Below are 21524 nucleotides of genomic sequence, written 5' to 3'. Positions count from 1 at the left end.
ATCGCAGGGCTTTGCGCAACTGTGCGCGCTACGTCTCACCTGGGGTCGATATGCGAAAAGTCTTACTCCCGGCGCTGGCGACGCTGCTGGTGACCAGCCTGGTCCCCGCCGCCGCGACCGCCGCCGGCAGCAGCGGGGGTGACGCACCCGGCGCGCCGGGCACGCACCCGAGCTGGCTGCCCGCGAACAAAACCGGCTTCGGCACCGCCCGCGAGGCCGGCAGCGACATCTGGTTCACCCTGCAGGCCGGGCGGATGTCGGAGGTCTACTACCCCGATCTGTCCACGCCGAGCGTCCGTTCGCTGGAGCTGGTGGTCAGCGACGGGCGGAGCTTCGCGACCGTCGACTCGTCCGCCCGCGCGCAGCAGGTGCGCCGCGTCGACTCGGACAGCCTGACCTACGAGCAGACCATCACCGACGACCAGCACCGCTGGCGCCTGCGCAAGACCTACGTGACCGACCCGGCCCGCGCGAGTGTGCTGGTGGACGTCGACTTCACGTCGCTGACCGGGCGGCTGTACCAGCTGTACGCCGTCGCCGACCCGGACCTGACGAACGACGGCTCCGACGACTCGGCCCGCGCGTCCGGCCCGCTGCTCACCGCGAGCGACGTGAAGACCGCGGCCGCGCTGACCGCGACGCCGTCGTTCACCAGCACGAGCGTGGGGTACGACGGCGCGTCCGACGGCATCACGCAGCTGGCCAAGACCCGCCGGCTGACGCCGTATGCCAGCGCCGGCAAGGGAAATGTGGTCCTCACCGGGCAGACGGCCGCCGACGGCGTGCGGTCGCGGCACGTCACGCTCGCGCTCGGGATGGGCGCGAACAGCGCCGCCGCGGTCACCAATGCCCAAGCGTCGCAACGGCGCGGCTTCCGTGACGCCGAACGCGCGTACGACCGCGGCTGGTCGGGCTATCTGCGAACGGTGAGCCGGCCGCCGTCGTCGCTGAAGACCGGGAGCGAGCGGGACCTTTACACCGCGTCCGTGCTGACGCTGGCGGCGAGCGAGGACAAGCACCACCCGGGTGCCTTCATCGCGTCGCCGAGCATGCCGTGGCGGTTCGGGAACAACGATCCGGCGTACTCGCCGTCGGGCACGTATCACCTGGTCTGGCCGCGTGACCTCTACCAGATCGCCACCGGGCTGCTGGCCGCCGGCGACCGCGCGGCCGCGAACCGGTCCGTCGACTACATGTTCGGCACCCAGCAGCTGCCGGACGGGCACCTGCCGCAGAACAGCAACGTCGACGGCAAGCCGTACTGGACGTCCGTGCAGCTCGACGAGACGGCGTTCCCGATCGTGCTGGCGCAGCAGCTGGGGCGCGCCGACATGTGGCCCGGCGTGAAGAAGGCGGCGGATTTCCTGCTGGATTACCGCGCGGACAACGGAAAAGCCTCGCCGTACACCCAGCAGGAACGCTGGGAGGAGCAGGACGGGTACTCGCCGTCGACGATCGCGGCGGTGATCGCGGGCTTGGTCTGCGCGGCCGATCTGGCGTCGGCCAACGGCGCCGCGGCCGACGCCCAGCGGTACCTCGCCGCGGCGGACGCGTTCAAGGCCGGGCTGGCGAAGGAGACCATCACCACGAACGGGCCGCTGTCGAAGGACCCGTACTTCGTGCGGCTGACCAAGGACGGCGACGCGAACGCCGGGACGAAGTACAACCTCGGCAACTCGTCGGTCACCATGGACCAGCGGGCGGTCACGGACGCGGGCTTCCTCGAGCTGGTGCGGCTCGGCGTCTACGCGCCGGACGACCCGGTGATCCGCAACAGCATCAAGGTCACCGACGCGGATATCTCGTACACCACGCCGAACGGCCAGTTCTGGCACCGCTACACCAAGGACGGCTACGGCGAGCTGGCCGACGGCTCACCGTGGGACTACACGTACCCGTCCGAGAGCCGCACGACGTTCGGCCGGCTCTGGCCGCTGCTGGCCGGCGAGCGCGGCGAGTACGAGCTGGCCGCCGGCGACCGCGCCGCCGCGGCCGGGCGGCTGCGCGACCTCGGCCGGGTGGCGAGCTCCGCGGACACCATGCCGGAGCAGGTCTGGGACGAGAACCCGCCGTCGGGCGAGCCCGGTTTCGCGACCGGCACCCCGACCGGCTCGGCGACGCCGCTGGCCTGGACGCACGCGCAGTACGTCCGCTTGGCCTGGGCGGTGAAGGATGGCTCGGTGATCGAACAGCCCGCGGTGGTGCGCTGCCACTTCCTCGGCTGCTGACCGCTCGTGAGTGTTTATGACGGTTAGAACCGTCATAAACACTCACGAGTCTGTTCAGGCGTCGGCGGGTTCCTTGGGCGGGGTCCAGCTCAGGCCGGGCACGCCCCACTTGTTCTTCTTCAGCATCTTCTTCGCCGCGCGGGCGTGGCGGCCGACCAGGCGGTCGAGGTAGAGGTAGCCGTCGAGGTGGTCGGTCTCGTGCTGGAGGCAGCGGGCGAAGTACCCGGTGCCCTCGACCTCGATCGGGTTGCCGTCGACGTCGAAGCCGGTCACCTTGGCCCACGAGGCGCGGCCGGTCGGGTACGACTCGCCGGGGGCCGACAGGCAGCCCTCCCAGTCGTCGTCCGGGTCCGGCATGGTCTCGGGGATCTCGGAGGTCTCCAGCTTCGGGTTGACCACCGCGCCGCGGTGCTCGACCCCGTCGTCGTCCGGGCAGTCGTAGACGAACAGCCGCAGGTCGAGGCCGATCTGGTTGGCCGCGAGGCCGACCCCCTCGGCGGCGTACATCGTTTCGAACATGTCCTCGACGAGGGTGCGCAGCTCGTCGTCGAACTGCGTGATCTCGCGGGTCGGCTGGTGCAGCACCGGGTCGCCCGCGATGCGGATGGCGTGGACGGTCACGAGCGGCGAGTTTAGTCGGACCCCTCTGGTACACCTGGATCGGACCGTGACGCGCCGGGTCGGATGCCCATGTCGAGCCTGGGTTCCGTGGTTGAATGGCGCCCGCGGAAGGACAGCCGAAACCGAGCACGAGGAGCCGCATGGACGCCGCGGAGTCGATGGCTGAGGACCAGCCGTCGCCGCCGGAGAATGGGCCGGAGACCGTGGGTGGCCTGACCGAGCGCGAGCTGGAGATTCTCGCCTTCGAGCGTCAGTGGTGGCGGCATGCCGGCGCCAAGGAGAACGCCATCCGTGAGCGTTTCTCGCTGTCCTCGACCCGCTATTACCAGCTGCTGAACACGCTGCTGGAGAAACCCGAAGCAGTGGAGGCCGATCCGATGCTGGTGAAGCGGCTCCGCAAGACGCGGGCCGCGCGGCAGCGTAAACGCGGCGCCCGGCGGCTGGGGATCGAGCTGTCATGAGCTTCTTCTCGGGACTGTCCCGGCCGTTGCGGGCCGCGGCCGTCGCCCTGATCGGGGTGGCCGTGGTCGCCGCGGTGATCGGCGGCGTCACCTTGGCGACCAGCGGCGGGTCGAGCAACAACACCGCCGGGCCCAGCAACTCGGCCGGTCCTTCCTCACAGCCTTCGTCCGGTGGCCCGTCGTCCTCGGCGCCGGGTTCGTCGAGCGCGCCTTCGTCATCCAGCGTGCCGCCGTCCTCCTCGGCCGCGCCGGGCTCGTCGTCGGCCGTCCCGCCGGGCGGCCAGCCCACCGGCCAGCCGGGGCAGCCTGGCCAGCCGGGGCCGAACCAGCAGGCGTCCAACAAGTGGGTCACCGTGCGGGTCTACAACAACTCCCTGATCAAGGGCCTCGCCGAGCAGGCCGCGGACGACTTCCGCGCCGCGGGCTGGAACGTGCCCGAGGTCGGCAACTACTCCCAGGGCGTGATCGACCACACCACGGCCTACTTCCGCCCCGGCACCGACGAGGAGGCGGCCGCGAAGCAGCTGGCCACCGAGTTCGGCTTCCAGGCGCAGCCGCGGTTCGACGGCATCCAGAACTCGAGCCCCGGCGTGATAGTGATCATCACCAAGGACTACCAGAGCGGCCACAAGGGCAGCTGACCAGCGCGAACGTAGAAAAGGGGGGCCACCCAGCCGGGTGGCCCCCCTTTTTCAGCGTTCCTGCTGCGCCTGGGCGTAGGCCTCAAGCGTGGCCAGCTGCGCCGGGTCCAGTGACGGCCGCACGGCCTGGCGGGCCTTGGCCAGGTGGGCGGACGTCACCTCACGGGCCTCCAGCGACTCGCGCATCGCGGTGAGCGCGGCCTCGCGGATCAGGGCGGCGCAGTCGGCCGCGGAGTAACCGTCCAGGGTGGACGCCAGCTCCTTCAGGTCCACATCGGACGCCAGCGGGGTGTTCTTGGAGCTGGCGATGAGGATGGCGGCCCTGGACTCGGCGTCCGGCGGCGGCACGTAGACGCGCCGTTCCAGCCGCCCGGGTCGCAGCAGCGCGGGGTCGACCAGCTCGGGCCGGTTGGTGGCGCCCAGCACCACGACCTCGCGCATCGGCTCCACCCCGTCCAGCTCGGTGAGCAGGGCGGCGACCACGCGGTCGGCCACGCCGGAGTCCGAGGACTGGCCGCGCCGCGGCGCGAGCGCATCGATCTCGTCCAGGAAGATCAGCGACGGCGCGGCGTCGGCGGCGCGGCGGAACAGGTCGCGCACCGCGCGCTCCGACTCGCCGACCCACTTGTCCAGCAGCTCGGCGCCCTTGATCGCGAACACGTTCAGCGCGCCGGTGCCGGCCAGCGCGCGCACCAGGAACGTCTTGCCGCCGCCGGGCGGGCCGTAGAGCAGCACGCCGCGCGGCGGGTCGACGCCCAGCCGGGCGAACGAGTCCGGGTAGCGCAGCGGCCACAGCACCGTTTCGGTCAGCGACTGCTTGACCTCGACCATGTTGCCGACGTCGTCCAGCGTCAGCCCGCCGGTGGCTAGGTTGTCCGAAGTGGACAGTGAGATCGGCCGGACGGTGGCCAGCGCGTCGAGCAGGTCCTGCTGGGCGATGCGCGGCTCCTCGGCCTCACGCTGGCGCAGCGCGGCCCGCAAGGCCGCGTCCCGGCGCAGCGCGATCAGGTCCGCGGCGACGAACCCGGGCGTCCGCTCGGCGAGCAAGCCCAGGTCGGCGCCCGGTTCCACCGGCACGTCGCGCAGCAGGATCCGCAGCAGCTCGGTGCGGGTCTTCGCGTCCGGCAGCGGCAGGCCCAGCTCGCGGTCGAGCAGCTCGGTGGTGCGCAGCCGGGGGTCGGCGGACTCGGCGCGCTGGGTCGTCGCCACCAGGGCCAGGCCCTCGTGCCGCAACGCCGCGCGCAGCTCCTCCAGCAGGACGGTGGCCACGGGCGGCGGCTGGGTGGCGGGCAGCAGCGCGTCGACGTCGTTGATCAGCAGCACCGCCGGACCGTCGCCGTCGGTCGCGCGGGTGATCGCCTCTTTCAGCCGGGCGTGCGCGGCATTCGGCTCCAGCACGGCGATGTTCGGCGCGGCCAGCGACACCACGCGCACCTTCTCGGCCTTGGCCACGGACCGTACGAGCGTCGCCTTCCCCACGCCTTCCGGCCCGGACAGCAGCACGCCGAGGTGGGCCGTGGTGCCGAGCCGCGCGAGCAGGTCCGGGCGGTGGAACGCCAGGTCGAACCACTCGGCGAGCTTGCGGGCCGCGCTCTCCGCGCCGACCAGATCGGTCACCGGCGGTACCGGCTCGGCCGTCTCCGCCGATTCGGTGACCACGACCTCCTCGATGACCTCCGCGTCGATGTAGTCCTCGGCGGCGGTCACGGCCGTGCTGCGGACCAGTGCCGTCGCGCTGCGCGTCGAAGGCTCGCCGCCGGCCGGCTCGCCGGTGCGCGCGCCGCCCCGCCAGCTGACCACAGTGGACGGTCCGATCGCGACCACGCCGGCTGGCTCGATGGCCGTGACGGTGAGCAGCTCGTTGGTCCAGGTGGTGCCGATCGCGCGGGAGAGCTGGCCGCGCACGGCGATCACGTCCGAGCCCGGGACCGGGGAAAGGTCTTGTGGCAGCAGGGAAACCGCGTCGCCGAGGGTGACCACCTTGCCGGTCAGCGCCAGCCGCAGGGTCTGCGGCGGCACCGACGCGCTGGCCAGCCGCGAGCCGGCGACCGTCACCGTCTTCGCCGCGGCCACGTCGGCTGGCGCGACGACGATCTCGGAGCCCTCGGTGACGCCGAGGTTCGACATCGTGACGTCGTCGGTCAGCACCACGCCGGGGGTGCCCGCCTCGTCGGACGGCGCCGCCAGCGCGACGCTCCGGCGGGCCCCGGTGAGGTGCACGGCGTCCCAGGCCCGCAGGCCCAGCGCGTCGAGCACCTCCGGGTGCAGCCGCACCACCCCTCGCCGGGAGTCGAGCGCGGACGGGGTGTGCCGGACGGTCAGCGTGATCTGCGGGTCGCTCACGCTGCTCACCCTAGCGACGCGGGCCCGCCCAGGCGTCGAACGACAGGATCTCTTCGACCGGCGGCCGGGGCGCGGGCGAGAACTCGGCCTGCTTCGAGTAGGCCACCGCGATCAGCCCGATCTGCGTGAAGCCCTCCGGGATGCCGAGCAGCTTCGCGACGTCCTCCTCGTGGTCCACGACGTGGTACGAGCACAGCGAGCTGGCCAGGCCACGGGTGCGCAGGGCGAGCTGGAAGCTCCAGATCGCCGGGTAGATCGAGCCGTAGTACGCCGACTGCTCGACCGGGGTCGACGGCGGCGGGCCGGGCATGCACGGGATCACCAGCGCGGGCACCTCGCCGATGTGCTCGACCAGGTGCCGGGCCGAGGCGAACATGCGGCTCTCGACCTGGTCGGCGTAGCGCGCCCAGGAGGTGTGCGCGGACTGCTGGACGAACGGCGCGATCCCGGCCCGGATCGCCGGGTCGGTGACGGCGATCCAGCGCTGGGCGGTGAGCATGCTGCCCGCGGCCGGCGCCTGCTGGGCGACGCGCAGGCAGTCCGCGATGACCTTCGGTGGCACGGGCCGGTCGAGGTCCAGCTTCCGCCGGACGGAGCGGGTGGTGGTGAGCAGCGTCTCGGTGTCCATGGGAGTCCCTCCAGAGCTGATGCTTACGGCGTAAGCGTACACCGTAAGTACTTACGACGTAAGCTACGCTGGACGACGTGGTCCGGGAGACGCTGACACGCGAGAAGGTGCTGGAAGCGGCCCTGCGCCTGGTGGACGAGCACGGCATGAGCGCGCTGTCGATGCGCAAGCTGGCGGCGGAGCTGGGCGTCGAGGCGATGTCGCTGTACAACCACGTCAAGAACAAGGGCGACCTGCTCGACGGGATCACCGCACACGTCTTCGAATCTGTGCCGCTGCCGGACGAGGGCTGGGGCTGGGAGACCCGCGTCCGGCACCTCACCGACGGGCTGTACACGGTGTTCACGCGGCATCCGGCCGTGGTGCGGACACTGGCCGCGGAGGAGGCGAACCCGCGTTCACCGGGCGCGCTGCGGATGATGGACGCACTGGTGGGCGCCCTGCTCGACGGCGGGCTGGACGAGGCCGCCGCCGCCCGCGGCTACCGCTCGCTGATGGGCCTGACGTTCGGCGCGGCTCTGGCGGACTCCGTCGGGCTGGCCGGCACCCCGGCCGAGCGCGAGGAACCGGTCGACGACTGGTTCGCGCGCATGGTCAACCCGCGTGAGCACCCGAACCTGGTCCGGGTCCTGCCCGCCCTGGCTTCGGTGGACTGTGTGCAGGACTTCCAGGAACAGCTGAACTTGCTGCTGGCCGGATTGCGGGTGTCCGCCGCCCGCTCGTGAGTGTTCATGACGGTTCTAACCGGCATGAACACTCACGAGTCCTTACTTGCGGCGGATTCCGATCCGCCGCCAGCTCCGGCGGCGCTGGGTGGGACCCGACGCCGGGCCGGGGTTGGCGCCGTGGTCGCGATCGCGGTGCGCCCGGGTGGCCCGGACGAGGTCGGAACCGTTGCGGGGCAGGCGAACCGCGCGCATGGCGGCCCCCGCGACGCGGCGGGAGGCCGGGCGCAGCCGGAGCCGACGCTGGCTGCGGGCGCGGCGGATGGCGCGGCGTTCGCGCGGCGGGACCGTCCAGGCCTCGGGGTGCGCGGCCAGCCAGCGGTTCCGGTAGACCGCGTACGGGATGTGCAGCAGGTACAGCACCAGCGCGGCGGCCAGCGCCACCAACGGGAACTGGATGATCGCGGCGGCCAGCAGCCCGACGCCGACCAGCAGCGGCGCGATCGCCTTGGCGGGCGCCTTCACGGTCTTCAGCGACAGCGTCGGGATGCGGCTGATCAGCAGCACGGCGACGGCGATCGTCCACGCCAGCACCACGTACTGCTGCGACCACCAGCCGTGGCCCCACTGCAGCGTCAGGATCAGCGGCAGCATCGCGACCAGCCCGCCGGCCGGGGCGGGCACGCCGACGAAGAACTCGCCCGCGTAGGCCGGCTGGTCGGTGTCGTCGAGCAGCGTGTTGAAGCGCGCCAGCCGCAGGATCATGCAGACCGCGAAGATCAGCGACGCGACCCAGCCGATGCGGTCGCCGCCGGACTGCCACACGTACAGCACGAGCGCGGGCGCGACGCCGAACGAGATGCCGTCGGACAGCGAGTCGAGCTCCGCGCCCATCTTCGACGTGGCGTCGAGCAGCCGCGCGATGCGGCCGTCGAGGCTGTCGAGCACGGCGGCGATGCCGATCGAGGCGATCGCCATGCCGTAGTTGTTCGTGAGCGCGAACTGCACCGAGGAAAGCCCGGCGCACAGGGCCAGCACGGTGATGGCGTTCGGCAGCAGCCGGATGCCCGGGGTGGTCACGCGGACCATGGTCAGCCTTCTCCAAGCGCGGGGAGTTCGGCGATCACTGTCTCGCCGCCGACCGTGCGCTGGCCCTTGGAGACCAGGACGCGGCTGCCGGGCGGCAGGTACAGGTCGACGCGGGAGCCGAACCGGATGATGCCGTAGGTGTCGGCGGCGGCCACCTTGTCACCCTCGCGGATCTCGCACAGGATGCGGCGCGCGACGAGCCCGGCGATCTGCACGACGACGAGCTCGTGGCCCTCGACGGTGCGCATCAGCACGGAGTTGCGCTCGTTGTCCTCGCTCGCCTTGTCCAGGTCCGCGGACAGGAACTTGCCCGGCCGGTAGGCCACCTTCTCGATCACCCCGGTGGCCGGCGCGCGCTGGACGTGCACGTCGAACACCGAGAGGAACACGCTCACGCGCATCCGCGGCACGGCGGGCAGGCCCAGCTCGGGCGGCGGCACGGCCTCCTCGAGCAACGAGACCAGGCCGTCGGCGGAGGCCACCGCGACGTTGTCACGCGTGGGCGGCACCCGCTTCGGCTCGCGGAAGAACGCGGCGGTGGCCGCGGTGGCGAGCGCGCCGACGACGCCGAGGCGCTTGGAGAACCGGCGCAGCAGGAGCGTCGCGGCGAGGCCGCCGAACACGAACGGGCGGCCTGCCGGGTGTATCGGCGGCACGGTTTCCCGGGCCAGCTGGACGGCGTGCGCGAGGGGGTTGCCGGTGGGCTTGCCGCTCATGGGTCGGTTTCCCCGCTGTTCGTCATCGGAGGGATGGAAGGGACGGGATACGTCCGATTCGGGCTTCACCACGCTACCGCTCGTCGGCGGGCGGACACGCCCGCCCCTGGTGGGCGGGGTGCCGGACCCCCCGCAAGGGTTTCCCCGGCACGGGTGGGAACGGCCACAATCCGTTAACGTTCAGTCGAAATTCTCGATAACTCTCGGTAGTTGACGCCGCTCGGGGCTGGTACCCGGGCCGACCTGCCGAGGTGACGATGAGCGTTCCGGATTCGCTGACGGAGCTGTTGTGCGCCTGGCGCCGGGACGTCACCTCGGTGCCGCTGCCGATGCTCGTCGACCCGGCCCGGGCGGTGCTGGTCCTGCGCCACGCAGCGCGGGTGCATGCATCCCCCGACGACGCATGCACCCGCGTGCGGAACGACTCAGCTTAGTTGCTCACGGCCGTTGCTGACCGATCGTCGGCAAACCGTTACAAACGGTCACGGTCGCGGTTCCGGCCCGCGGACCGGACCAGTCGCAGGATCGCCAGCAGCACGATCGCGCCCAGGATGGCGACGCCGAAGCTGGGGAAGTCGAACCCGAACCGCTGGTGCTCGCCGGTGGCGAGCTGGTAGATGAAGCCGCCCAGGGCCGCGCCGAGCACCCCGACCAACACGCTGACCAGGCAGCCCTGACGCTGCCGGTCCGCGCCGCCGACCACGATGTTCGCGATCCAGCCGACCAGCGCGCCGAAGATGATCCAGGTGAAGAAGCCCATGTCGGCCAGAATACCGGGGCCCGGATTGCTCAAGAGGTGTTGTACAAGAGAGATTGTGCAACTAGTCTTGTGTTTATGACCGAACGCGAAGTCCACGAGATCCGTGACTCCCAGGTGCTGGCGGCGATGTCGCACCCGCTGCGCCGCCGCCTGCTCGACGTGCTGAAGCTCGACGGCCCGGCGACGGCGTCCGTGCTCGCGGAGAAGACCGGCCAGGCCGTGGGGAACATCAGCCACCACTTGAAGGTGCTGGCGGGCGCGTCGCTGGTGGAGGAGGCGCCCGAGCTGGCGCGTGACCGCCGGGAGCGTTGGTGGCGGCGGTGTTCGCGCTCGCTGTCGTGGTCGTCGGAGGACTTCGTGGGCGATCCCGTCGCCGACGCCGCGGAGATGCTGAGCCTCGACCGGCAGGCCTCGCTCGCGCGCACGTGGCTCGCCGCCATGGAGACCGAGTCCCCGCAGTGGCGCGATTCGTGGTTCGACAACGAAACCTGGGCCCGGCTGTCCGCGGCGGAGCTGGACGAGCTGAACTCGCGGGTCATCGCGCTCTTCTCGGAATACTCCGAACGCGACCTGCCTGACGACGGTGTTGAACGTCGCCCGGCATTCCTTTTCGCCCGCGGCTTTCCCGCCCAGCCGTGACGGGCCGTCGGCTCGGACGGGACTTCCGGCTGTTGTGGGCCGGCGAAACGATCAGCACGGTGGGCAGTGCCGTGGGCGGGACTGCGTTGCCGCTGGTCGCTTTGGTGGGGTTGCAGGCCTCGACGTTCGAGGTGGCGCTGCTGGCCGCCGTCGCGTGGCTGCCGTGGCTGCTGGTGGGACTTCCGGCCGGGGCGTGGGTGGACCGGCTGCCGAAGCGGCCGGTGATGGCGGTCTGCAACACCGTCTCCATGGCCGTGTTCGCGAGTGTCCCGCTCGCGCAGCTGGCCGGGGTGCTCTCGGTGCCGTATCTGCTCGGGGTCGCGCTGGCCGCGGGGACCGCGAAGGTCTTCTTCTCCCTCGCCTACCGCAGTTATCTGCCGGTGCTGGTCGAGCGGGAGCAGTTGCTCGCGGCCAACACCCGGTTGCAGGGCAGCGAGTCGGCCGCGCAGGTCGGCGGGCCCGGGCTGGCCGGGGTGCTGGCGGCGGTTTTCGGGCCGGTGAGCGGGATTCTGGCCGACGCCGTCAGCTTCGGGGTGTCCGCGCTGTGCCTGCGGGCGATCCGGCAGCGGGAGCCGAAACCCGCTGTCACGCAACGGGTCCGGCTGCGGACCCAGGTCGCCGACGGGCTGCGGTTCGTCGCCGGGGATCGGTACCTGTGGACGCTCGTGGCGTTCGGCGCGGTGTCCAATCTCGCGCTCAACGGGTACGCCTCGATCCAGGTCGTTTTCCTCGCGCGTGACCTCCATGCCGGGCCGGGCACCATCGGCTTGGTGCTGGCGGTGTCCGAGGTGGGCGGCGTCGTCGGGGCGCTGCTGATCGGGCGGCTGGCCACGCGATTCGGTACGGCGCGGACGTTTCTGCTCTGCGAGGCCTTCGCCGCCCCCGCGATGCTGATCGGCCCAGCGGACGGCCTCGTCTGCTTCGTGATCGCCGGAGTCGCGGTCAGCGCCGGGCTCGTCGGGTCCAATGTGGTCGCCGGCGCGTTCCGCCAGGGCTACTGCCCGCCCGAGCTGTTCGGCCGGATCACCGCGTGCTCCGCCGTGGTCAACTACGGCACGATCCCGCTGGGCGGCCTGCTCGGCGGCATCCTCGGGCAGACCCTCGGCGTGCGGGAGACGATGCTCGTGATGGGCGCTGTGCAGCTGGCCGCGCTCGCGATCCCGGTCTTCAGCCCGTTGCGCCCGTTGCGGGATTTCCCGCAGCGCCAAGGAGAACGCGATCTGGTGTAGGCGCTAGAGCAGCAGCACGTCCACTTCGTCCCCCTCGGCGACCCCGGTGACGTCCTCCGGCAGCACGATCAGGCAGTTCGCCTGGGTGAACGCCGCCAGCAGGTGTGAGCCGGGGCCGCCGCGGGGGCCGACCTGGCCGGTGACCTCGCCTTCGGCCGGGGTGTAGAAGCCGCGGCGGAACTGGCGGCGGGCGGTGGGCGAGGACATCGGCTCGGTGAGCCGCGCGCGGACCCGGCGGCGATCGACGTCGGTGTGGCCCATCGCCGAGAGCAGGGCCGGGCGGAGGAACGCCTCGAACGACACCAGCACGCTCACCGGGTTCCCGGGCAGCGTCACGACCGGCACGCCGTTCCAGCGCCCGTTGCCCTGCGGCCCGCCGGGCTGCATCGCGACCTTCCGGAATTCCACGCCCTGGCCCGTCAGCGCGTCCTTCACCACTTCGTACGCGCCCGCGGACACGCCACCGGACGTCACCAGCAGGTCGACCTCGGCCAGCTTCGGCTCGATCACCGCGCGGAACTCGGTCACGTCGTCCACCACGCTGCGCACCACGTCCACCCGGCAGCCCAGCCCGCGCAGGGCGGCGGCCAGCATCACGCTGTTGGACTCGTAGATCTGCCCGTGCCGCAACGGGTTCGGCGCCTCGACCAGCTCGGTGCCGGTCGACACCACCAGCACCGAAAGCGGCCGGTACACCGCCAGCTCGGCCAGTCCCACGGCCGCGGCCAGGCCCAGCTGCGAGTGGCCGAGCACCGTCCCCGCGTGCAGCGCGAGAGTCCCCTTCACGACGTCCTCGCCGGTGCGCCGCACGTGCGTGCCCGCGGCCGGCGCCGCCGAGATCACCACCGACGACGTGCCGCCGTCGGTGTCCTCCACCATCACCACCGCGTCCGCGCCGGGCGGCATCGGCGCGCCGGTCATGATCCGGTGCGCCGTGCCCGGCTCCAGCGCGGCGACGTCCACCCGGCCGGCCGGGATGTCGTCGGCCACCGGAAGGGTTACGGGTTGCGCCGCGCTCGCCCCGGCGACGTCGGCCGCGCGCACCGCGTAGCCGTCCATCGCGGAGTTGTCGAACGGCGGCAGCGACACCCCCGCGTGCACGTCTTCGGCCAGGACGAGACCGGCCGCCCCGGCCAGCGGGACGATGGTCACAGGCGTGCGTCCGAGCAGGTCGGACACGGTGCCGCGATAGGAGTCGACGGAGATCACACGGACCATCCTCCCTCCCCGGGGCCGCCGTGCAACACTCTCCCGCGGCAGGAGTCAGGGATCAGGGGAGTGATCATGCAGGTTTCGGTCCGCCACCAGCCCGCGTTCGCGGTGGCGCGATTGGCGCTGGCGCCAGGGGAGCCGGTGCAGGTCGAGTCCGGCGCGATGATGGCGACCAGCTCCGGCGTGACCGTCCAGTCGCAGGCCCAGGGCGGGATCATGAAGGGCCTCGGCCGCGCCTTCCTCGGCGGCGAGTCGTTTTTCATCTCCACCTTCACCGCCCCGCAGAACGGCGGCTGGGTCGACGTCGCCGCGAACCTGCCCGGCGACGTCCAGATCGTGAACCTCGACGGCGCCACCGGCTGGTGCGTCACGCGCGGCTGCTGGCTCGCCTCTTCCCACGGCGTGCAGACCGAGACCCGCTGGGGCGGCATGAAGAACCTGATGGGCGGCGAAGGCGGCTTCCTCAGCCACGCCACCGGACAGGGCCAGCTGCTCGTCGCCTGTTACGGCGCGATGGAGACCGTGACGCTGCAGCCGGGGGAGACGATCACGATCGACACCGGGCACGTCGTCGCGTACGCCGACACCGTGCAGTACCAGATCCGCAAGGCGGCGCAGGGCGCCATCCAGTCCATGAAGAGCGGGGAGGGCCTCGTGTTCGACTTCGCCGGGCCCGGCCAGGTCATGGTCCAGACGCGCAATCCCTCGGCGCTGATCAGCTGGCTCGTCTCCCACGTTCCCTCGCGCTCCTGACATGCGCGTCCACACCAGGCACACGCCCAACTTCGGCGTCGCCCGCGTCATGCTGGCGCCGGGCGAAGCCGTGCAGTCGGCGGGCGACACGATGCTGGCGACCAGCTTCGGCGTGACCGAGTCCGCGCCCTCGCGCGGCGGCACGCGCAAACCGGGCCTCTCGCTGTTCACCGCACCCGCGGAGGGCGGCTGGGTCGACCTCGCGCCGATCGGCCCCGGCGACGTCTACCCGATCGAGCTGACCGGCACCACCGGCTGGTCGGTGCACCGCGGCGCCGTGCTCGCGCGCCCCGCTTCGGTGCGCCACGACCAGACCTGGGCGCCGTTGCAGCAGCTCTTCGGCGCCGACTCGGGATTCCTCGACCACTACAGCGGCACCGGCCCGCTCGTGCTCACCGCGCCCGGCCCGGTGGACTCGTTCAAGCTGGCCGCGGGCGAGATGGTCACCGTCCGGCCCGACTACGTGCTGGCGTACCCGGACACGCTGCAGTGCCGGCTGCGCGCGGTCGACCCGAGCGGGCCGCAGTCGCTGAAGACCGGGGAAGGGCTGGTCCTGGACTTCGCGGGACCCGGCATCGTGCTCGTGCAAGCCAGGAACCGGCGGGTTTCACACGCCTGACGAACCGCCGGATTGCCCATTGCCGAAGACCGTGATTCCGGTAGCGTGAACTGCACTTCCAGCCGCTGCCGGGCAGCGGATCTTGTCCCCAGGGAGGGCGCCGTGGCTGTCGGCACCGTCAAATGGTTCAACTCGGAAAAGGGCTACGGGTTCATCGAATCCACCGAAGGCCCGGACGTCTTCGTGCACTACTCGGCGATCCAGGCCGATGGTTTCCGCACGCTCGACGAAGGTGATCGCGTGGAGTTCGAGGTCCAGTCCGGCCGTGACGGCCGCAGTCAGGCCGCGGACGTCCGGAAGGTGCCGGCGCCGGGCGCCTGACCAGTTGGGCGAACCGGCAGTGGCTGCGGATTCCCGGGCGTTAAGCTGCGCAGCGTGACAGGCGACGTGTCGGGGGACCTCACCGGTCGACGGCTGGGCAACTACCGCATCGACTCGGTGCTCGGCAAGGGCGGCATGAGCGTGACCTACAAGGCCACGGACGTGCGCCTGGGCCGCAAGGTGGCGCTGAAGATCATCGGTGACCACCTCGGCGCCGACGCCGAATTCCGCGAGCGCTTCGTCGACGAAGCCCGCAACACCTCCGCCATCGACCACGCCAACATCGTGCCGCTGTACGACTTCGGCGAGCTCGACGGCATGCTCTACATCGCCATGCGCATGGTCGACGGCGGCGACCTGGCCGGCCTGATCTCCGGCGGCCCGATCGCGCCAGCGCGGGCGCTGTCCCTGCTCGACCAGGTCGCGGACGCCCTCGACACCCTGCACAACCGTGGTCTGGTCCACCTCGACGTCAAGCCCGCCAACGTCCTGGTCACCAGCCGCGAGACCTCACGCGAGCACGTGTACGTCGCCGACTTCGGCCTGACCCGCCGCGGCGCCACCGGCCACCGCACCCGCGGCGGCGACTTCCTGGGCTCGCCCACCTACGCCGCGCCCGAGCACCTGCGCGGGGAGCCGCTGGACGGGCGCACCGACCAGTACGCGCTGACCTGCGTGCTCTTCGCCTGCCTCACCGGCAGCCCGCCGTTCAAGGGCGACGTGCCGACGGTGATCAAGGGCCACCTCAACGGCGAGCCCCCGTCGGTTTCGCGAGTGGTGGCGCTGCCCGCCGCGGTCGACGACGTCGTCCGCAAGGGCATGGCCAAGAGCCCGGCCGACCGCTACCCGAACTGCGTCGCGATGGTCGCCGCCGCGCGGACCGCGCTCGGGCCGCTGGCCACTTCGGACACTCCGCCCGGTCCGCCGGGCACGCTTCCCGCCGCCGGCGCGGAACCGGCCGCCATGCCGCCGTACGGCGGACAGCAGCAGCCGCCGGGATACGGCCAGGGGCCCGGTCATGGCGCTCCGGGGCCGGGCGGCATGGACGGCGCGAGCAGCCAGAGCGGCGCGATGACCGCGTGGTCCGGACCAGGCCCGGACGCGAGCGGCCAGGGCGGCCCGAACGCCGCGTGGTCCGGACAAGGCGGCCAGGGCGGGCTCGGCGGCCCCGGCGCCGGACCCGGCGGGCCTGGTGGCCCCGGCGCAGGCCCTGGTGGGCCTGGTCCCGGCTGGGGCGCTCCCGGCGCGCCGAACGGCCCCGTCGGCCCTCCCCAAGGTCCCCCTCCCGGCTACGGCGGTTACCCCGGCCAGCCCGGCCAGCCGCCGCAGGGATTCCCGCCAGGACCCCAGCAGCCGGGTTACGGCTACCCGGGTCAGCAAGCTCACCCGGGCCAGCCGGCGTACGGCGGCATGCCGCACCCGGGTTACGGCCCGCCGGGGGAGCCGATGCGGTTGCGGCCGCCGTCCCCCGCGGGCGGGCCCAGCGCGTTCCAGCAGTCGAAGAGCGGCGGCGGGCTGAAGTGGCTGTGGATCGGGCTGGGCGTGCTGGTGCTCGCCGGGCTGGTCGTCGGCGCGATCTTCCTGTTCGGCGGCAGCGGCGGCGGTGGGGAGACGAATCCCACGACCGCGCCCAACATCCCGGTCGGCCCGGGCGGCTCGCAGTCCAACGCGCCGTCGACCTCGCTCAAGGCGCCGCCGACGTCGATCTCGATCCAGCCGAGCCGCTGACGCTGACCTGCACTTCTTGCACTCTCACCCCGCGAGTGCTAAACACGGCATTGGCACTCGACGCCGTTGAGTGCCAGGTGGGCGGTCACCGACTGCTCGCCTGAAGGTCGGGACGGTGAGGCTGGCCCCAGTGGCCGGTCGTCCGTCGCGGGCACCGAGCCTGGCCGAGGAAGAGTCCTGCTGCCGCCGCTGCTGGCACCACAGAGCGCAGCGCGGCGGTGGCGCCCAATACCGGAGGACCACACCGTTATGGCCAAATTGATCGCGTTCGACGAGGACGCCCGCCGCGGTCTTGAGCGCGGCCTGAACATCCTCGCCGATGCCGTCAAGGTGACGCTCGGCCCGCGTGGCCGGAATGTCGTGCTCGAAAAGAAGTGGGGCGCGCCGACCATCACCAACGACGGTGTCTCCATCGCCAAGGAGATCGAGCTCGAAGACCCGTGGGAGAAGATCGGGGCCGAGCTCGTCAAGGAAGTTGCCAAGAAGACCGACGACGTCGCGGGTGACGGCACCACCACCGCCACCGTGCTCGCCCAGGCGCTCGTGCGCGAGGGTCTGCGCAACGTCGCCGCGGGTGCCGACCCGATCAGCCTCAAGCGGGGCATCGAGGCGGCCGTCGAGGCCATCACCGAGCAGCTGCACAAGGCCGCCGTCCAGATCGAGACCAAGGAGCAGATCGCTGCTACCGCCTCGATCTCGGCCGCTGACCGCACCATCGGCGAGCTGATCGCCGAGGCGCTGGACAAGGTCGGCAAGGAAGGCGTCGTCACCGTCGAGGAGTCGAACACCTTCGGCCTGGAGCTCGAGCTCACCGAGGGCATGCGCTTCGACAAGGGCTACGTGTCCGGTTACTTCGTGACCGACCCGGAGCGCCAGGAAGCCGAGCTGGAGGACCCGTACGTCCTGCTCTTCGGCTCCAAGATCTCGAACGTCAAGGACGTCCTGCCGCTGCTGGAGAAGGTCATCCAGTCCGGCAAGCCGCTGCTGATCATCGCCGAGGACGTCGAGGGCGAGGCCCTGGCCACCCTGGTCGTCAACAAGATCCGCGGCACCTTCAAGTCCGTCGCCGTCAAGGCGCCGGGCTTCGGTGACCGCCGCAAGGCCATCCTGCAGGACATCGCGATCCTGACCGGTGGCCAGGTGATCTCGGAGGACGTCGGCCTCAAGCTGGAGAACGCGGACCTGTCGCTGCTGGGCCGCGCCCGCAAGGCCGTGATCACGCGCGACGAGACCACGATCGTCGAGGGTGCGGGTGACGCCGACCAGATCCAGGGCCGCGTCAACCAGATCCGCGCGGAGATCGAGAACTCGGACTCCGACTACGACCGTGAGAAGCTGCAGGAGCGGCTCGCGAAGCTGGCCGGCGGCGTCGCCGTCATCAAGGCCGGTGCCGCGACCGAGGTCGAGCTCAAGGAGCGCAAGCACCGCATCGAGGACGCGGTGCGCAACGCCAAGGCCGCCGTGGAAGAGGGCATCGTCGCCGGTGGTGGCGTGGCCCTGATCCAGGCCGCCGAGGTCGCGTTCGCGGGCCTGAAGCTCGAGGGCGACGAGGCCACTGGCGCCAACATCGTCAAGGTCGCCGTCGAGGCGCCGCTCAAGCAGATCGCGATCAACGCCGGCCTCGAGGGCGGCGTTGTGGCGGAGAAGGTCCGGTCCCTCCCGCAGGGTCATGGCCTGAACGCCGCCACGGGTGTCTACGAGGACCTGCTCGCCGCCGGCGTGCCGGACCCGACCAAGGTCACCCGCTCCGCGCTGCAGAACGCCGCCTCCATCGCGGCGCTGTTCCTGACCACCGAGGCCGTCATCGCGGACAAGCCGGAGAAGGCTTCGGCCGCCCCGGCCGACCCGTCCGGTGGCATGGGTGGCATGGACTTCTGAGTTCGGCTACTGCTTCACCGGGAAAGCCCGGTCCGCTTCGGCGGGCCGGGCTTTTCCTTTGCCCGGACGGTGTTCAGGCGGACGGTTTTCACGCGGTCAGTTTTCAGGCGGTCAGGAAGGCGAAGGCCACGGCCGGGACCAGCAGCCCGGCGGCGAGCAGGCCGAGGCCCCAGCCCCAGGCCACCCCGGTCCGCCGCGTCCGGCAGACCACCACGATCGCGGCGACGGCCGTCGGCAGCACGGCCCCGATCGGGCTGAGCGCGAACGCGACGGCGCCCGCGCAATCGCTGGTGTCGCCGTCGTCGGTGCACATCGCGCTGAATCCCAGCAGCAGCAGCGAAACCGCGCCGGCCCCGAGGATGAGCAGCCCGCCGAGCGTGCCCACCACCGCCCGAGCGGTGACGACGGAAGCCGGAGCCGGCGAGTAGGTCATGACGGTCGGACGCGGGCACGGCGGTCCCCGTTCCGGTGCCGGCAAGTCCGTCAAGGAGTCCGTGACGGCGTGCGACGCGGGTAAGGAGTCCGTGACGGCGTGCGATGCGGGTATGGAGTCCTTGGCGGCGTGCGATGCGGGTATGGAGTCCTTGGCGGCGTGCGATGCGGGTAAGGAGTCCTTGACGGCGTGCGGAGGCGGGTATGGAGTCCTTCACGGCGTCGGCCCGCGCATGAGGAAGGACCCGGACGCCTCCCCTGGCATCCGGGTCCTTCCGTCCTCCCCCTTGGGGCGTGCACCCCGTTTCCCCTTGTCCCTCACCGCGAACCCCCGCTCGCGGTGAGGGGGCGGGCGCCGGACCCCCTGCGGCCGGCGCCCGGGTAGGTCAGGCCGCCGGTTCAGCCGGGTCGGCCGGTGCCTTGGCGTCGGCGGAGTCGGGCGTCAGCAAGGCGGCCGCGGCGTAGACCGGGAGGACCACGCCGGCCGAGAGCACCGCGCCGGCGACCGCGGCGATGCGCACCATCGACGGGTCGACGCCCAGGTAGTCGGCCCAGCCGGCGCAGACGCCGGTCAGCTTGCGGTCGGTGCTGCTGCGGAAGAGCTTCTTGGTTTCCGGGGTGTACACGCTGTTCGTCATGTCTTCATCCTGCGGCGTCGGCGATTCCGGCACATCGGGGAACGGCCCGGAGGCCGACCCTGGACTCCGACCCTGAGCCCGCCTCAGGGAAAACCGGATACCCGCCGGTCCGCCGCGGCGGGGAAGATGGCCGGATGATCAAAACGAGGGTGCTCGCGCTCGGGGTGGTCCTGCTGGTCGTGCTGGGCGTCGGCACGGCGGCAGCGGCTCCCGGGCCCAACGGTGCTGGGCGGCTAGGCGATGGACAGCTCGGCGCTGGACGGCTGGGCGAGATCGTCGCCCGCGGCGAGCTGCGGGTGTGCAGCACCGGCGACTACCGGCCGTTCACCTACCTCGGCCCGGACGGCCGGTGGAGCGGCATCGACGTCGACCTGGCCGCGGACCTCGCGCGGCGGCTCGGCACCCGGCTCGCGCTGGTCCGGACCACCTGGGCGAAGGTGGCCGTCGACGTCGGGAACCGTTGTGACCTGGTGATGGGCGGCGTGTCCGTGACCCCGGCTCGCGCCCGGGCGGCGCTGTTCACCACCCCGTACCTTCGCGACGGCAAGACGCCGATCACGCGCTGCGCGGACGTCGCGAAGTACGCCACGCTGGCGCAGATCGACCGCGCCGGCGTGCGCGCGATCGTCAACCACGGTGGCACCAACGACCAGTTCGCGACGGCGAACCTGCACCACGCGACCATCGTGCGCTACCCGGACAACAACACGATCTTCGACCAGCTCCTGGCCGGCCGCGCGGATCTGATGATCACCGACGCGTCCGAGACGCGCTGGCAGGCGCGGCAGCACCCGCAGCTGTGCGCCGTGCACCCGGATCAGCCGTTCACCCAGGACGAGAAGGCCTACCTCCTGCCCCGCGGCGAGGAGGCCTTCCGGCAGTTCGTGGACCGGTGGCTGCTGGAGGTGCGCGAGGACGGCACGTACGCGCGGGTCACCCGGCCTTGGCTCGGTTGAGCCGTTTTCAGCGCAGGGCGCGGACGCGGGACAGCCGGTCTTCCCACGCCGCGGTGACGTCCGGCGAGGCGGAAAACTCCGTGAAGCGGTCCGGTTCCGGCGCCTGCGGGAGAACCGGCAGATAACCGTCCACAGGGGACAGTGAATTACTACAGACGTCGCCGGTCAGCAAGGAGATCGTGCCAAGGCCGCAGGCGAAATCGAGTTCCGGCAGCGCCCCGGCGAGGGCGAGCCCGGCGGCCAGGCCGACGCTCGTCTCCACCGCGGACGACACCACACACGGCAGCCCGCAGGCCTCGGCCACCTCCAGCGCGCGGCGGACCCCGCCCAGCGGCGCGACCTTCAGCACGGCGATGTCCGCGGCCCCGGCGACGGCGACCTTCAGCGGGTCCTCGGCTCGGCGGATCGACTCGTCGGCCGCGATGCGCACGGAGACCCGGCGGCGCACGGCGGCGAGGTCTTCGATCGTCGGGCAGGGCTGTTCGGCGTACTCCAGGCTGCCCGCGGCGCGGTCCAGCTCGGTGATCGAGCGCACGGCGGTGTCGACGTCCCAGGCGGTGTTCGCGTCCACGCGGATGGCGCCGTCGGGGCCGAGCGCGTCTCGGACCGCCTCGACGCGCGCGCAGTCTTCGGCCAGCGTCGAGCGCTTGTCGGCGACCTTGACCTTCGCCGTCCGGCAGCCGGAGGCCCGGACCAGCTCGTACGCGCGTTCGGGGGTAACGACCGGGACTGTGGTGTTCACCTCGACGCGGTCGCGGACCGCGGCGGGCCAGCCCGTTTCGCTCGCCTCCAGCGCGGCGGCGAGCCACGGCGCGCTCTCGGCGTCCGAATAGTCCGCGAACGGGCAGAACTCACCCCAGCCGGCGGGCCCGTTCAGCAGCAGGCCCTCACGGACGGTGATCCCCCGGAACTGGTTGTGCAGCGGCAGCGCGTAGACCTTCATCGCCCCTGATCATGCCATCGCCGC

Annotated in this window: 23 protein-coding genes; 13 read left to right on the top strand and 10 right to left on the bottom strand. The window is 71.7% G+C overall.

Annotation, left to right across the window (positions count from 1 at the left end; all coding sequences use genetic code 11):
* Positions 1-50 precede the first annotated feature (50 nt).
* A complete protein-coding gene (locus OG371_RS11315) occupies positions 51-2228 on the top strand; it encodes a glycoside hydrolase family 15 protein (RefSeq protein ID WP_329068293.1) in 2178 nt (725 codons plus the stop codon).
* Positions 2229-2282: 54 nt separating this feature from the next.
* On the opposite strand, the gene OG371_RS11310 is transcribed toward OG371_RS11315, so the two are convergent.
* Positions 2283-2849, bottom strand: coding sequence for a peptide deformylase (locus OG371_RS11310; protein WP_329068291.1), 567 nt, complete (start codon positions 2847-2849; stop codon positions 2283-2285).
* A 140-nt stretch (positions 2850-2989) separates the two neighbouring features.
* Here OG371_RS11310 and OG371_RS11305 point away from each other — a divergent pair, with 140 nt between their 5' ends.
* Together OG371_RS11305 and OG371_RS11300 are read left to right on the top strand one after the other, a co-directional pair.
* On the top strand, positions 2990-3310 hold the full coding sequence (locus OG371_RS11305; protein ID WP_329068289.1) for a DUF3263 domain-containing protein: 321 nt from the start codon (positions 2990-2992) through the stop codon (positions 3308-3310).
* Positions 3307-3951 (top strand): LytR C-terminal domain-containing protein, encoded by a 645-nt coding sequence (locus OG371_RS11300; protein WP_329068287.1) that lies wholly within the window; start codon positions 3307-3309, stop codon positions 3949-3951. Before OG371_RS11305 ends, OG371_RS11300 begins: the two co-directional genes overlap by 4 nt.
* 51 nt (positions 3952-4002) lie before the next feature.
* Here OG371_RS11300 and OG371_RS11295 read toward each other — a convergent pair whose 3' ends face one another.
* Positions 4003-6294, bottom strand: coding sequence for an AAA family ATPase (locus OG371_RS11295; protein ID WP_329068285.1), 2292 nt, complete (start codon positions 6292-6294; stop codon positions 4003-4005).
* A 10-nt stretch (positions 6295-6304) separates the two neighbouring features.
* Entirely contained in the window at positions 6305-6922 is a 618-nt protein-coding gene (locus tag OG371_RS11290) for a nitroreductase family protein (RefSeq protein ID WP_329068282.1), read from the bottom strand.
* Positions 6923-6999: 77 nt separating this feature from the next.
* Between OG371_RS11290 and OG371_RS11285 the strand changes: the two genes are divergently transcribed.
* The gene (locus tag OG371_RS11285; protein ID WP_329068281.1) at positions 7000-7647 is read left to right on the top strand and encodes a TetR/AcrR family transcriptional regulator; all 648 of its coding nucleotides are present in this window, start codon (positions 7000-7002) and stop codon (positions 7645-7647) included.
* 42 nt (positions 7648-7689) lie between these two features.
* On the opposite strand, the gene pssA is transcribed toward OG371_RS11285, so the two are convergent.
* Both pssA and OG371_RS11275 read right to left on the bottom strand, forming a co-directional pair.
* The gene (gene pssA / locus OG371_RS11280) at positions 7690-8676 is read right to left on the bottom strand and encodes a CDP-diacylglycerol--serine O-phosphatidyltransferase (RefSeq protein WP_329068279.1); all 987 of its coding nucleotides are present in this window, start codon (positions 8674-8676) and stop codon (positions 7690-7692) included.
* A gap of 2 nt (positions 8677-8678) precedes the next feature.
* Positions 8679-9392 carry a phosphatidylserine decarboxylase gene (locus tag OG371_RS11275; RefSeq protein ID WP_329068278.1) on the bottom strand — a complete coding sequence of 238 codons (714 nt, stop codon included), beginning with the start codon at positions 9390-9392 and terminating at the stop codon, positions 8679-8681.
* A 257-nt stretch (positions 9393-9649) separates the two neighbouring features.
* Between OG371_RS11275 and OG371_RS11270 the strand changes: the two genes are divergently transcribed.
* The gene (locus OG371_RS11270; protein ID WP_329068277.1) at positions 9650-9826 is read left to right on the top strand and encodes a hypothetical protein; all 177 of its coding nucleotides are present in this window, start codon (positions 9650-9652) and stop codon (positions 9824-9826) included.
* Positions 9827-9864: 38 nt separating this feature from the next.
* On the opposite strand, the gene OG371_RS11265 is transcribed toward OG371_RS11270, so the two are convergent.
* Complete coding sequence (locus OG371_RS11265; RefSeq protein WP_329068274.1) at positions 9865-10152, bottom strand: GlsB/YeaQ/YmgE family stress response membrane protein; 288 nt, start codon at positions 10150-10152, stop codon at positions 9865-9867.
* Between the two features lie 75 nt (positions 10153-10227).
* On the opposite strand from OG371_RS11265, the gene OG371_RS11260 reads away from it, so the two are divergent.
* The gene (locus OG371_RS11260) at positions 10228-10791 is read left to right on the top strand and encodes an ArsR/SmtB family transcription factor (RefSeq protein WP_329068272.1); all 564 of its coding nucleotides are present in this window, start codon (positions 10228-10230) and stop codon (positions 10789-10791) included.
* The gene (locus OG371_RS11255) at positions 10788-12020 is read left to right on the top strand and encodes an MFS transporter (RefSeq protein WP_442876100.1); all 1233 of its coding nucleotides are present in this window, start codon (positions 10788-10790) and stop codon (positions 12018-12020) included. The genes OG371_RS11260 and OG371_RS11255 overlap by 4 nt, the downstream gene beginning before the upstream one ends.
* A 3-nt stretch (positions 12021-12023) precedes the next feature.
* On the opposite strand, the gene moeA is transcribed toward OG371_RS11255, so the two are convergent.
* Positions 12024-13229: a molybdopterin molybdotransferase MoeA gene (moeA, locus tag OG371_RS11250; protein ID WP_329073007.1), complete on the bottom strand. Its 1206-nt coding sequence runs from the start codon at positions 13227-13229 to the stop codon at positions 12024-12026.
* 75 nt (positions 13230-13304) lie between these two features.
* Here moeA and OG371_RS11245 point away from each other — a divergent pair, with 75 nt between their 5' ends.
* The 5 genes from OG371_RS11245 (at position 13305) to groL (ending at position 18531) form a co-directional block, all read left to right on the top strand.
* Positions 13305-13985 (top strand): TIGR00266 family protein, encoded by a 681-nt coding sequence (locus OG371_RS11245; RefSeq protein WP_329068268.1) that lies wholly within the window; start codon positions 13305-13307, stop codon positions 13983-13985.
* A gap of 1 nt (position 13986) precedes the next feature.
* Entirely contained in the window at positions 13987-14604 is a 618-nt protein-coding gene (locus tag OG371_RS11240; protein ID WP_329068266.1) for an AIM24 family protein, read from the top strand.
* Positions 14605-14706: 102 nt separating this feature from the next.
* On the top strand, positions 14707-14925 hold the full coding sequence (locus tag OG371_RS11235; protein WP_329068264.1) for a cold-shock protein: 219 nt from the start codon (positions 14707-14709) through the stop codon (positions 14923-14925).
* Between the two features lie 54 nt (positions 14926-14979).
* The gene (locus OG371_RS11230; protein ID WP_329068262.1) at positions 14980-16653 is read left to right on the top strand and encodes a serine/threonine-protein kinase; all 1674 of its coding nucleotides are present in this window, start codon (positions 14980-14982) and stop codon (positions 16651-16653) included.
* A 249-nt stretch (positions 16654-16902) separates the two neighbouring features.
* Positions 16903-18531 carry a chaperonin GroEL gene (gene groL, locus OG371_RS11225; RefSeq protein WP_091617282.1) on the top strand — a complete coding sequence of 543 codons (1629 nt, stop codon included), beginning with the start codon at positions 16903-16905 and terminating at the stop codon, positions 18529-18531.
* A 103-nt stretch (positions 18532-18634) separates the two neighbouring features.
* On the opposite strand, the gene OG371_RS11220 is transcribed toward groL, so the two are convergent.
* Complete coding sequence (locus OG371_RS11220) at positions 18635-18964, bottom strand: hypothetical protein (protein WP_329068258.1); 330 nt, start codon at positions 18962-18964, stop codon at positions 18635-18637.
* A 385-nt stretch (positions 18965-19349) separates the two neighbouring features.
* Positions 19350-19601, bottom strand: coding sequence for a PspC domain-containing protein (locus tag OG371_RS11215; protein WP_329068257.1), 252 nt, complete (start codon positions 19599-19601; stop codon positions 19350-19352).
* A 134-nt stretch (positions 19602-19735) separates the two neighbouring features.
* On the opposite strand from OG371_RS11215, the gene OG371_RS11210 reads away from it, so the two are divergent.
* Positions 19736-20557, top strand: coding sequence for a transporter substrate-binding domain-containing protein (locus OG371_RS11210; protein ID WP_329068255.1), 822 nt, complete (start codon positions 19736-19738; stop codon positions 20555-20557).
* 7 nt (positions 20558-20564) lie between these two features.
* On the opposite strand, the gene OG371_RS11205 is transcribed toward OG371_RS11210, so the two are convergent.
* On the bottom strand, positions 20565-21500 hold the full coding sequence (locus OG371_RS11205) for an o-succinylbenzoate synthase (RefSeq protein WP_329068253.1): 936 nt from the start codon (positions 21498-21500) through the stop codon (positions 20565-20567).
* Between the last annotated feature and the right edge of the window lie 24 nt (positions 21501-21524).

Source organism: Amycolatopsis sp. NBC_01480 (assembly GCF_036227205.1).
Classification (GTDB): Bacteria; Actinomycetota; Actinomycetes; order Mycobacteriales; family Pseudonocardiaceae; genus Amycolatopsis.
Note: the sequence above shows the minus strand (reverse complement) of the source record. Positions and strands in the feature narration are given on the sequence as shown.